The sequence below is a fragment of the Burkholderia sp. AU31624 genome (assembly GCF_020420065.1).
In the GTDB taxonomy this organism is placed as follows: Bacteria; Pseudomonadota; Gammaproteobacteria; order Burkholderiales; family Burkholderiaceae; genus Burkholderia.
In genome coordinates, this window is record NZ_JAIZRT010000011.1 from 237,901 (window position 1) to 249,383 (window position 11,483).

General features: G+C 66.0%; 13 protein-coding genes. 3 read left to right on the top strand and 10 right to left on the bottom strand.

The genetic code is table 11. The annotated features are described in order from the left end of the window. Window positions 1-35: 35 nt before the first annotated feature. Entirely contained in the window at window positions 36-1,421 is a 1,386-nt protein-coding gene (locus tag LGM89_RS33085) for an ATP-binding protein (RefSeq protein ID WP_226275265.1), read from the bottom strand. Continuing rightward, window positions 1,418-2,083 (bottom strand): response regulator transcription factor, encoded by a 666-nt coding sequence (locus LGM89_RS33090; RefSeq protein WP_226275266.1) that lies wholly within the window; start codon window positions 2,081-2,083, stop codon window positions 1,418-1,420. The genes LGM89_RS33085 and LGM89_RS33090 overlap by 4 nt, the downstream gene beginning before the upstream one ends. Window positions 2,084-2,367: 284 nt before the next feature. On the opposite strand from LGM89_RS33090, the gene LGM89_RS33095 reads away from it, so the two are divergent. Both LGM89_RS33095 and LGM89_RS33100 read left to right on the top strand, forming a co-directional pair. Beyond that, window positions 2,368-2,895 (top strand): DedA family protein, encoded by a 528-nt coding sequence (locus tag LGM89_RS33095; protein WP_089495291.1) that lies wholly within the window; start codon window positions 2,368-2,370, stop codon window positions 2,893-2,895. A 43-nt stretch (window positions 2,896-2,938) separates the two neighbouring features. After that, the gene (locus tag LGM89_RS33100; RefSeq protein WP_226275267.1) at window positions 2,939-3,655 is read left to right on the top strand and encodes a class I SAM-dependent methyltransferase; all 717 of its coding nucleotides are present in this window, start codon (window positions 2,939-2,941) and stop codon (window positions 3,653-3,655) included. 259 nt (window positions 3,656-3,914) lie between these two features. Here the strand turns inward: LGM89_RS33100 and LGM89_RS33105 are convergent, their stop codons facing one another. The 5 genes from LGM89_RS33105 to LGM89_RS33125 all read right to left on the bottom strand — a co-directional run bounded on the left by LGM89_RS33105 (window position 3,915) and on the right by LGM89_RS33125 (window position 6,255). After that, complete coding sequence (locus tag LGM89_RS33105; RefSeq protein WP_089494893.1) at window positions 3,915-4,244, bottom strand: DUF4148 domain-containing protein; 330 nt, start codon at window positions 4,242-4,244, stop codon at window positions 3,915-3,917. A 73-nt stretch (window positions 4,245-4,317) separates the two neighbouring features. Next, window positions 4,318-4,644 carry a DUF4148 domain-containing protein gene (locus tag LGM89_RS33110; protein ID WP_089494894.1) on the bottom strand — a complete coding sequence of 109 codons (327 nt, stop codon included), beginning with the start codon at window positions 4,642-4,644 and terminating at the stop codon, window positions 4,318-4,320. A 64-nt stretch (window positions 4,645-4,708) separates the two neighbouring features. Then, window positions 4,709-5,035 carry a DUF4148 domain-containing protein gene (locus tag LGM89_RS33115; RefSeq protein WP_226275270.1) on the bottom strand — a complete coding sequence of 109 codons (327 nt, stop codon included), beginning with the start codon at window positions 5,033-5,035 and terminating at the stop codon, window positions 4,709-4,711. A 71-nt stretch (window positions 5,036-5,106) separates the two neighbouring features. Continuing rightward, on the bottom strand, window positions 5,107-5,526 hold the full coding sequence (locus LGM89_RS33120) for an organic hydroperoxide resistance protein (protein ID WP_089440138.1): 420 nt from the start codon (window positions 5,524-5,526) through the stop codon (window positions 5,107-5,109). A gap of 264 nt (window positions 5,527-5,790) precedes the next feature. Next, window positions 5,791-6,255 carry a RidA family protein gene (locus tag LGM89_RS33125; RefSeq protein ID WP_226275272.1) on the bottom strand — a complete coding sequence of 155 codons (465 nt, stop codon included), beginning with the start codon at window positions 6,253-6,255 and terminating at the stop codon, window positions 5,791-5,793. A 213-nt stretch (window positions 6,256-6,468) separates the two neighbouring features. On the opposite strand from LGM89_RS33125, the gene LGM89_RS33130 reads away from it, so the two are divergent. Continuing rightward, entirely contained in the window at window positions 6,469-7,434 is a 966-nt protein-coding gene (locus tag LGM89_RS33130) for a LysR family transcriptional regulator (protein WP_226275273.1), read from the top strand. Window positions 7,435-7,465: 31 nt separating this feature from the next. Here the strand turns inward: LGM89_RS33130 and LGM89_RS33135 are convergent, their stop codons facing one another. From LGM89_RS33135 to LGM89_RS33145, 3 genes are all read right to left on the bottom strand, one after another. After that, entirely contained in the window at window positions 7,466-8,173 is a 708-nt protein-coding gene (locus LGM89_RS33135; RefSeq protein WP_226275274.1) for an SDR family NAD(P)-dependent oxidoreductase, read from the bottom strand. Between the two features lie 870 nt (window positions 8,174-9,043). After that, window positions 9,044-9,769, bottom strand: coding sequence for an SDR family oxidoreductase (locus LGM89_RS33140; RefSeq protein WP_206137296.1), 726 nt, complete (start codon window positions 9,767-9,769; stop codon window positions 9,044-9,046). Beyond that, window positions 9,766-11,361 (bottom strand): hypothetical protein, encoded by a 1,596-nt coding sequence (locus LGM89_RS33145; protein WP_226275275.1) that lies wholly within the window; start codon window positions 11,359-11,361, stop codon window positions 9,766-9,768. The genes LGM89_RS33140 and LGM89_RS33145 overlap by 4 nt, the downstream gene beginning before the upstream one ends. Window positions 11,362-11,483: the final 122 nt, after the last annotated feature.

The window sequence follows — 11,483 nt, forward strand, 5'->3', positions numbered from 1 at the left end:
CCGTCGCGGCGCAGCACGTCCTGCCGAAGCCCGGACTAGCGCTGCCAGCGCTCCGGATCCACCCATATCGGGAACGACAGGATCACCGCCAGCCCGTTCCCCCCGATCCCGGCCGTCACCTCGACCGATCCGCCATGCGATTCGGCGATTCGCGCGACCAGCGACAGGCCAATGCCGCTGCCCGGCTGCACCGTCCCCGGTACCCGGTAGAAGCGTTCGAAGATCCGCTCCCGCTCGCCGACCGGCACACCGGGCCCGTCGTCCGCGATCCGCAGCCTGACCCGAGCGCGGTCCGCATCGGCGGGCGGGTCGCTCCCAATTTCGACCCGCCCGCCGTCACGGCCGTAACGCAGCGCGTTGTCGATCAGGTTGCGCACCGCAATGGCGATCTCGTCCAGGTCGCCCCAGACGCGCACCGGTTCGACCGCGATCCGCATCGTCTGTCGGCGCGCACGGGCGGCCACGTCGAAGTCGCTCGCGATCAGCGCAACGAGCCGCGACAGGTCGACCGGCCCGTGCTGGTCGGCACGTGTCCCCGCATCCAGCCGCGCCAGTTCGAGCAATTGCCCGGATAGCCGCGCGCTGCGTTCGACGCCTGTTGCCAGCCTGCGTAGTGCCGCGTTCTTGTCCGCCAGGCTGTCCGCCTGCAACGCCACTTCCGCCTGGGCCGACAACGCCGCGAGCGGCGTGCGCAACTCGTGCGCCGCGTCGCCGATGAAACGGCGCTCGGTGTCGACGGCCTGACCCAGCCGCGCGAGCAGGCGATTGAACGATTCGACGAGCGGGCGGAGCTCCCGCGGCAGCGTCGCCAGCGGCAACGGCGAGAAATCGAACGCGGCCTTGCGCTGGATCGCCTGCTGGACGTCGCGCACCGGCCCGAACGACCAGCGGATCACCCACCAGATCACGACGCCCAGCATCCCGAGCATCACCGCCGTATTGAACAGGCCGAGCTGCAGCGCATTGTTCGCCTTCTCCTGCCAGGTCGTGGCCGGCCCGCCTGTCTGAACGTGAATCCGGCCCGCCGGATCCGACAGCGAGTACACCCGCCAGGTCTCGTCGTGCGCGACGCCACGCCCGGTGCTCACGCCGTATCCGTCCCGCAGGTCGGACTTGAGGGCCGGCCCCGGCGCATCCGCGCTGTGCATCACGTTGCGGCCATCGACCCAGACCTGGAACGCGACGTCGTATTTGCCATACGCCGTTTTCGGTACGACCGCCTGCGCGTTCACCGCGGGCAGGCCATTGATCGTATCCGGCAATGCGAGGAGCAGCAGTTGCGCGGCACTCTCGAGCATGCCGTCGCGCCAGCCGCGCTGCTCACGCCACAGGCCGATGCCGAGAAACGCCCCCCAGCTCGCCCAGAACACGACGACCGCCGCCATCACGGTCGCGAGCAGGCGCATGCGTAGCGACTTCATGCCGGGCTCTCCCCGACGCGATAGCCGAAGCCGTGCACCGTCACGATCAGCTCGTCGCCGAGCTTGCGCCGAAGTTGATGGATGTACACCGCGATCGTGTTGCTTTCGATTTCGCTGTCGTTGCCGTACACGCGCGCTTCGAGTTGCGTCCGGGTGACGACGCGGCCTTGCCGCTCCATCAGCGCGAGCAGCGTGCGGTACTCGTGGATGCTGAGCGCAACGGGTTCGCCGGCGCGCGTGACTTCCTTGCGCGCCGGGTCGACGTGCACGTCGCGGTAGACCAGGCGTTCCGACACGCGGCCCTGGCTGCGGCGCGTCAGCGCGCGCAGCCGTGCGTAGAGTTCGTCGAGCTGGAACGGCTTCACGAGATAGTCGTCGGCGCCGGCGTCGAGGCCGCGGATCCGGTCGCTCAGTTGATCGCGCGCGGTCACGATCAATACCGGCGTCGGGTCGTAGTTCGCGCGCATCGCGGCGAGCAGCGTGAAACCGGACGCGCCCGGCAGTTGCAGGTCGAGCAGCACCGCGTCGTAGTGGTGGCCCACGAGCGCGAGCCGCGCGGCCGGCACGTCGGCCGACCAGTCCGCGCGCCAGCCGTTCTGCCTGAGGCCCGCGCAAACGGCGTCGGCCAGCATGGCATCGTCTTCCACCAGCAGGATATCCATCGGTTTCGCTCCTCGAATGTCGAGGTCGCCAGCCTGACCGACCGCGATTAAAAACTTCTTAAAGCCTGGCGGTCACGATGCGTGCCATTCGCCGCATTGCCGGTGCAATGCATCTGGCGTTTTCTCGAGAGGCTCGCGATGACCGTGTCACGTCCTTCAATTCCGTTGTTGCAATGCAATGCCGCACGAGGCTCCACCTGCGCGCCGCGTCGGTGCGGGCCATTCTGGCACGGAAGGCCGCGTGCGTTGTGCGCATTGCACGCCCGCTGCGCGGGAGCGGCGCGATGAACCAGCTCGCCACGCTCGTCCCGTTCGGCCTCGCGCTCAGCGTGGCCGGCGCCAACAGCTTCGCCTGCCTCGTCGGCCTGTCGCTGATCGAACGGCTGATCCCCGTGCTGCCGTCCCACGTGCTCCTCACGCTGATCGGCGTCGCCAGCGCGCAAGGCGCCTGGACATTGCCGGAAGCGATCGTCGTCACGGCGCTCGGCAGCTTCGCCGGCTGCCTGTTGCATTACGCGCTCGGCAACCTGTGGCCGGAAGAGAGCGTGCTGGCCCTGCTGCGCCGCGTCGCGCCGATGGGCAGGCTGCCGCCCGCACGCATGGACGCGCTGATCGACGGCATCCGCGCGCGGCCCACGCGGCTCGCACTCTGGTCGCAACTGGTGCCGTTCGTGCGACTCGTCGCACCGGCGCTCGCCGGCTTGCTGGAAACGAGTTTCGCGCGGTTCGCGTCCGGTGCCGCGGCCGGTATCGCGCTGTGGAACACGCTGTTCATCACCGCGGGCTATCTGGCCGCGCAAGCGGCCGCCTAGCCGGACCTGCCGTTGACCGATCGATCCCGACTGGAGCCCGTCGATGCGAATCCCTGACTGGATGCTGTTCCTGCGTACCTGGTTGCGCAATCCGCGCCGCGTCGGCGCACTCGCGCCGTCCGGCCCCGCGCTCGCCGCGCTGATCACCGCCGAGATCCCGCGCGATGGCGCCACCGTGATCGAGCTCGGTGCGGGCACCGGCGTGTTCACGCGGGCATTGCTCGCGCGCGGCGTCACGAGTGACCGGCTGGTGCTCGTGGAAGCCGATCCCGCATTCGCGAACGCGCTGCGGCGTCAGTTCCCCGCGTTGAGAGTCATGCAGATGAATGCCGCGCAGCTCGGCGTCACGGGCGACTTCTTCGGCGGGGCGCGTGCGGATGCTGTCGTGAGCGGGTTGCCGCTCGTCGCGATGCCGGTCGAACAGGCCGTCTCGATCGTTCATTGCACGTTCGCGCGCCACCTGGCTGCCGACGGTGCGTTCTACCAGTTCACGTATGTGCCGCGTTGCCCGATTCCGGCGCACTACCTGGAGGCCATGCGCATTCGTGCTGTCCGGGTTGGCGTCGCGTGGATGAACATCCCGCCGGCCATCGTGTATCGCTTCGAACGCCGGATCGATGCAGCCGAGCGTCAGTGGCCCGGGGCGCGGCCGCTGCTCGATGCGGTTGCGGAGGCAACTAGTTTGCGCGGCGTCGATACTGCGCCATCACTCGACTCGAGCGTCGTGCAGCCATTGACAGAGGGAAGTGCGTCATCGTGAACGCGCTCGGGTGCCGGTTGCCGATCGGCCTGCCACGGTTGCCGATTCTTCTTCGCCAATCACGGGCCATGAACGTCGGGAGCCGCATCGGTACGCGCACTCCCGAATCCCGGACCAACGCAAGCACGCGGTGCGCGTCGACCTGCCTCACTGCATTTCGTCGACGACCGGCGAGGAGCGCGCCATGCTCGCGCGCTCCCGCTTCTCGCATGCCGAACCGAACTACCCGGCCGTGCGCGACGATTCCGACGCGCCATGCTCAATGGCCGAAATAGATCGACCGCTCGGCCGTGCGAACCGCGTTGCGGCTGCCCGACTGCGTCGCACTGCCGGCGTCGCTGCCGTAACCGGACGCCTGCGACTCGACCGCGACTGCAGTGGTGTCGTGAACCCGGCGCAGCGCGGCCTGGAGATTGTCCGGATAGTTCGGGTCGTTGGGCCGGTTCGGCAGGTAGCCGGCCTTCTGCAGCGCGGCCAGTTCCGCACGCACTTGCGAGCGCGTCACGGTGCCGTCACCGGCAAACGCCGGCGCGGCAACGGCAGCCGACACGGCAACGAGAAAGGCAGCGATCAGTTGGGTCTTCATCATTCACCTCGACAAGAAAATGGAATTCAGTAGTTGCGCATCGTGCGCCGGCTACCGGCGCCGTTCGCGGTGTCGTTCAATGACCGAAGTAGATCGAGCGTTCGGCGATTCGCGCCGCATGCCGGCTGCCCGACTGCGTCGCGGCGGCGGCATCGCTGCCGTAACCGGACGTCGCTGCGTCGGCCACTGCGGTGTCGTTCGCGTGAATGCGCGTCAGTGCGGCCTGCAGATCGTCCGGATAGTGCGGATCGTTCGCGCGGCCCGGCCGATAGCCGGCCTGTTCGAGCTGGACGAGCTCGGCACGCACCTGCGCGCGGGACACGGCGGCTGCATCGGCGAACGCCGGTGCGGCAGCGGAGGCGGAAACGGCCACGAGAAGGGCGGCGATCAATTGGGTTTTCATCATTTACCTCGACAGAAGAGAAATAGAAGGAAGGCAGGGTTCGCGTATCGACGATGCGTCGCGCTCAATGACCGAAATACACCGAGCGATCGGCCACGCTGACCGCATGCCGGCGGCCCGATTGCGTGACCGCCTCGCCGTTGCTGCCGAAGCCGGACGTCTGCTCGTTGCGGGCGACCGCATCGGCGGCATGGATCTGCGTGAGTGCAGCCTGGAGATCATTCGGATAGGTGGCGTCGGTCGCGCGATTCAGCGGGTAGCCGGCCTGTTGCAACTGCGCGAGCTCGGCGCGCACCTGCGCACGCGTCACGGTGGATTCGCTGGAGAACGCCGGTGCGGCAACCGTGGCCGAAACTGCGACGAGAAGGGCGGCGATCAGTCGGGTATTCATCATTCACCTCAGAAGGAAAGAAAGGAAATCGGGCATTCGGCAAGGCGGCGCCAGGCCGCCTGATGCATCGTTCAAGCGATACGGATGTCGACGTCGATGTTGCCGCGCGTCGCCTTCGAATACGGGCAGGTCTGGTGCGCCGCATCGACGATGCGCTGCGCGACGTCGCGATCGAGCCCCGGCACGCTCACGTTCAGCCGGGCCTGCAGGAAGTACGCATTGCCGGCGGTGCCGAGATCCACTTCGGCGTCGACCGCGAGATCGGCCGGCAGCGTCACCTTCGCGGCACGCGCCGCAAGCTGCATCGCGCCGATGAAGCAGGCCGACCAGCCGGCCGCGAACAACTGCTCGGGGTTGGTGCCGGTGCCGGCGCTGCCCGGCGACGACAACTGGATGTCGAGGCGGCCGTCGGAACTGCGCGCCGAGCCGTCGCGGCCGCCCGAAGTCGTATGCGTCTTGCCCGTGTACAGCACTTTTTCGATCTTGCTCATCATTTGCTCCGTCAGTTGGGTGGTTTGTTTCAGATGCGATTCGATCGCATGCGATGGAGTTTCGTCGAGGCCGCCCACTCAGTCAAGCGCATTCGATTAAATCGCATGCGATATTTTGTATTTCAATGTGTCTGGATACGTGTACAGCCTTGCGAGAGAAGGCTTTCCGGTGATCGTTCCCCGATATGCGACGCGCGACGCATCCGGGCAGGACAGGTGAAAACGCCCCGGGAATGGCTGGCCGCCGGCAGGGCGGCCGATCGGTCAGGCCGGGTCGATCTCGGCGATCACGACGAGGATCACGGCCGCATCGGCCGGCAACTGGCGCTGGGAGAACGCCGAGCGCGCGTGGCCCGACTTTTCGCCCAGCACGGCGGCGAACAGGTCCGACGCGCCGTCGATCACGGCCGGCTGCCCGAAAAAGCCATCGGCCGAACTCACGTGCCCCTCGACGCGCACGATCTTGCGCAGGCGCTCGAACCCGCCCAGGTGCCGGCGAATCTGCGCGAGCACGTTCAGCGCCGCGAGCCGGGCGGCATGCTTGCCGTCGTCGACGCTCAATTGCTCGCCGACACGGCCGGTATAGGCAATCTTGCCGTCGACCAGCGGCAGTTGTCCGGAGACGAACAGCAGGTTGCCGGCTTCGCTGGCGGCCGTATAGCTGCCGAGCGGGTTCGGCGGCTCGGGTAACGCGAGGCCGAGGTCGGCCAGTTTCTGTTCGACGGTCATGTCGTGCTCCTTGCGGGAAAAGGGTTCGGGCGATCGGTGCGGCCTGTGAGTCACTGTAGTCAAGCGGCCGAAGCCGGTAAATGTCAGCCGCGCAATTGATTCACGACGCGGTGTAACGAATCGCGCCGTGCGCGTCCGCTGGTTTCCGCCGCGAGATTCATGCACACTCGGCGTCATCGCGGGCCACGCGCCGCAGACGGCAGGAATCGCCTCATGCAACGACAATTCGACGATCTGCTGCTGGGCAGCATCGAGCTGTTCTGCCTCGCCGCCGAACTCGGCAGCTTCACGCTGGCGGCCAACGCGGCGAGTGTCACGCCGGCCGCGGTCAGCCGCTCGGTCGCGCGGCTCGAGGCGCGTCTCGGCGTGCGGCTGTTCGTGCGCACGACGCGCCAGATCCGCCTGACCGATTCCGGCCGCCGCTATTTCGAGCAATGTCGCGACGCGCTGTCGCAACTCGTCGACGCGGAGCGCGAGGCGACCGGCCAGCAGGCGACGCCCGCCGGCGTGCTGCGGATCAGCATGCCGACACCGTACGGGCACTATCGCGTGCTGCCGCTGCTGCCGGCGTTTCGCGAGCGGTATCCGGACGTGCGCGTCGACACCCACCTGAGCAACCGCAACATCGACTTCGCCGAGGAAGGCTACGATCTGGCGATCCGCGGCAGCGCGCCGGCCGATTCGAACCTGATCGCACGCAAGCTGGAGGATGCCGAACTCGTGATCGTCGCGACGCCCGGCTACCTGAAGCGCGCGGGCATGCCGACCGCTGTCGATGACCTGCATGCGCACGAATGCATCCAGTTCGAGCTGCCGAGCAGCGGGCGGACGATTCCGTGGCTGTTCGACGATGGCTCGGACGGAATCGACGTCGCGACGACCGGCAGCTACGGTACGTCGGGCGACTATCTTGCCGGTGTGACGCTTGCGCGCAGCGGTGCCGGCCTGTTCCAGACCTATCGCTTCATCGTCGAACAGGATCTGCGGGCCGGCACGCTCGTGGAAGTGCTGTCCGGCCTCGGCGGCCGGTCGCGGCCGTTCATGCTGCTGTATCCGCATGCGCGCTTTTTATCGTCGCGCGTGCGCGTGTTCGTCGACTTTCTCGTCGAGCATCTGGCGCGCGCGCCGGCCGGGCAGCCGGCCGAGAAACGCGCCAAACGGGCCGGCGCATCGCGCTAGGCGCGCCGGCTCCCGGTGTCGACGTCGCGCCTCAATGCCCGGCGCTCTGGCCGCCGTCGACATGCAGGATCTCGCCCGTGACGAACGGCGCCGAATCCAGGTACAGGATCGCGTCGACGATGTCGCTCATTTCGCCCATGCGGCCGACCGGATGCAGCGACGCGAGCGTCGCGTGGGTTTCGGGCGCGTGCATCGGCGACTTGATGATCCCGGGCGACACCGCATTCACGCGAATGCCGGCCTTCGCATACTCGATCGCGAGCGACTTCGTCGCCGCATTCAATCCGCCTTTCGTCAGCGACGCGAGTACCGACGGCACGTTGCTGTTCGCGTGATCGACCAGGCTCGTCGTGATGCTGACCACGTGGCCGCCGCCGTGTTTCTGCATCGCGGCGATCGCATGCTGCGTGACGTGGAAGAAGCCGCTCAGGTTGACGTTCGCGATCTGCGCGTAGTCGTCCGCGGTGTACTGCGTGAACGGCTTCGCGATGAAGATGCCCGCGTTGTTGACGAGCGTGTCGACGCGGCCGAAGCGTTCGATCGCGGCGTCGACCACGCGCCGTGCGACGGCCGCGTCGCCGATGTCGCCCGCGACGGTGACGAGGTCCGGATCGTTCGACGGCCCGATCGAACGTGACGTTGCGACGACGCGATGGCTGCGGGCCCGGAATGCGTCGACCGTTGCCGCGCCGATGCCTTGCGATGCACCGGTGACGATGATGACTCTGGATGCGCTCATGATTTGCCTCGATAGGTGAAGGGTTCCCGGCTTCGGTGCCGACCGGATCCGTGAATCCGATGGGCGAACTGTAGGCGCGCCGGTTGCGATCTCGAATACCCACCGTGGAGCAACAGTCTTGCGTCGGGGGAACAAATGCGGGGTGGGGTAGGGCGGGTTGAGGGACTGCGGTCAGGGCGGCCGTCGGGGCGTGGAGGCGTGGAGCGGGCGGTCAAAGGCCGGGCATCGCGGCGGCGTCGCCCGGCTGCACGAGACCGCTTCACGGCATGTCAGTCGACATGCCCGCGATATTCTCGGCTGAACTGCCATGCGCCACTACTGCGGCGGGCGGCCCGCCCAATCGGCGCTCGACGTCGTGCGCAAGCGCCTCGATGCCTCAATGCGCTGCGCGAACGTTCGGGCGTAGCGCGACCTCACCAAAGGCGACCGATTATCGGACGGTTTGACGCGCCGATTCGTCTGCTGCGGAACACGCAGTTGGCTTAACTCAATGCCGATGTCGGGATAACTTTTCTTATCACAATAGCGTGCTTCCATTTCAAAACTGACCAGTCGGCAAACGCGTCAGTCTCGGTGCCGAGCATGCTGCGGTCAACATCGCCCGCCGGATACCGATGGACAGTCTTTGCGAGGCGGCAGGCGAGCGGGGCACCTGTCCGCGACCGGCGGACAGCGCTCCACGAAAAGCGCCCCAAAAACCGGATCGCTATCCGGCCTTCGGGGCGCAGTTCATCGAGTCGGGTTTCGAGGGTTTTCGACTGGCAGGATCGGGCCGCCGGCACCCTCCGCCGGCAGTTCCCTCACGATTGCGGCAGCCGACACCCGATCCGTCTGCCCGACGCCTCACGACGAATCGCGAGCGGGTTGGCTTCAGGACGTTTGTGCGGTGGACGTCAGGAAGATCTCCCTCATGCAGACGTGCTGCGGTTGCGCATAGGCGAAGCACACCGCGCGTGCGACGTCGTCGGGATGCAGAACCGAAGCCAGCGAACTCATCCACTCGCGAAACATCGTCTTGGCGGACTCCGACGTGGTGGCGTCGAGCAGGGGCGTGTCGACCACACCCGGCGCGATGGTCGACACGCGGATATTGTGCTGGCCGAGATCGGCGCCCAGCGCCGCCGACATGCCGTGCACCGCGAATTTCGATGCGCAATACGCCGAATGAAATGGAAAGGCCTGGCGGCCGGTGATCGAGCTGACATTGAAAATGCTGCCGCGCCGCCGCTCGATCATGCCGGGCAGCACGCTCTGAATCGCGTTCATCGTCCCGACGACGTTCACGTCCAGCATGGTCCGCAGTTCGTCGGCCGATTGTTCGAGCGGCTCGCCGAGCAGCATCGTTCCCGCGCTGTTCACGAGGCAGTCGACACCGCCGAACTGCGCCTGCGCGGCCTGCACCGCGGCCCGCACCGCACGCTCGTCGGTCACGTCCGCCGCGACGCATGCGGCGTTGGGCAAATCGAGCGCCTGCAGCTCGGCCAACCGCCGCGACACCAGCAGCAGCGGATGCCCGAGCGCCGCGAACGCACGCGCGACCGCCGCACCAATGCCGGAACTCGCGCCCGTCACCATCACCAGCGGCAAAGTCGTCACGACGCGCCTCCCGTGCGGACCCCGCGGTCGCGCTTGCGCTGCGCGCGTTGCTGCACGTCGGCATACATCGCCTTGACCGCATTCGCCGTGAAGAACGCCATGTGCTCGTCAAAACGTCCCGGATGGACGATCGAGAACGGGGCGGGCGGTCGTTTGCCGAGCGTCGCCTCGTAAAGCGGGCCGATCGGATCGTTCATGTGCGAGTTGCGGAAGTTGTGCGCGGTCTGGGCCGCGTTTTCGGCGCCCGAAATCGAGGCCGTCGGCGTGTTGTCTTCAGGACTCACGCCGATCTGCGTCTTGACGAACTGGATGTGCTCGTCACGCCATGTCCGCACATACTGGTACACGTAGACCGTCTGACGAATCATCGCGGCGAGCGCCGGTTGCGTGTTCTGGCGCAGCACCTGTTGCGCCTGCTCGAGCACGGCGTCGTCGTCGCGCGCGGCAGTGTCGTTGAATGCCATCAGCCGCAGGCGGAGCGAACGCACCAGCAGCGGGTAGATCGTCAGGAACAGCCCCTTGCGCAGATTATGCGAGTGAGACCCGCTCGTGATGCCAAGCGCCGGCCGAATCGCGAAGTAAGCCTTCGGACTCAGCGTCCGCACGATCGGCTTGATGTTGTCGGTGACGATCTGCAGCAACTTGTTGCACAGCGCCAGCGACGTCGCCTCATGCTCGAACGACTCGTTCGCTTCGTTCACGAGCGCCAGAATCGAATCCGCGATCACGTCGTTGACGAGGCCCACGAGGACTTCGCTGATCTGGTGGTACGCACGGAACTGCATCAGGTACGTCGGATCCTTGAGGTCGACGCAGGTGACCGCATCGCGCACCTCGTCGTTCTGCACGACCCGCTGATAGAACTGCTCGGCGCTCTCGCCCTCGAGGCGAAACACGCCCGGCACCCGAACGTGGCGCAGCACGGCCAGCCAGATCGTTTCGTAATTGGTATTGACGAAGGTGTGAAAGAACGTGAAGCGCTGCGGATCGTCGAGGTCCTTCTCCGAAACGTCGCCGACCGCTTCCGGCGCCGATTTCAGCGCTTCGTACATCGCTTCGGTTTTTTTCGCGGCCGCCTGATAGGTGGACGAATCCTCGATCGACAGAAAGTCCCCGCCATTGCGCCCGAGATCCGTTTGCACCAGCAACTGCGAAAAGCGGTACAGGGAATCGTTGAAATGATTCATCCACGAAATCTTGACCGACACGTCGCCGAAGCGGGAATGGCTGATGTCGTCGACGATCCGGTCGGCGAGGACGGAAATGTTATTCAGGCAGATTTCCGTCCCTCTGAAGATGGCGACAATACATTTTGCATCGATTTGCTGCTTTTCGCAGTTTATGAGTCGATCCAGGTATTTCACGCCATGCAGAAGTTCGTAGTTCGCAAGCACCGCGGTGCTGTCGATCTCCGCATGCGTCGAGAACGCCTCGCGCCGCCGCGAGATTTCGTCGAGGTCCAGTGATTTGGCGAGAAGCTTCTCCGTCGCGTGTTCCGCGGTGATGGGGAGATTGCTTTTGCTGCGCAGGAACGACGCGATTTCTTGCCGAATCGACCGGGCCGATTCGCTCTCAGGTGCTTTCACTTCCATTTAAAACCTCTCGATGGTCCGATGTTGATTTAATTGATTTTCAAGACGTATCAGGGTGGAGCGGGGGAGGATTGTATCGACTATTTTCTCGAAATGATCGCTGTCAGAACAGACAGCTTTAT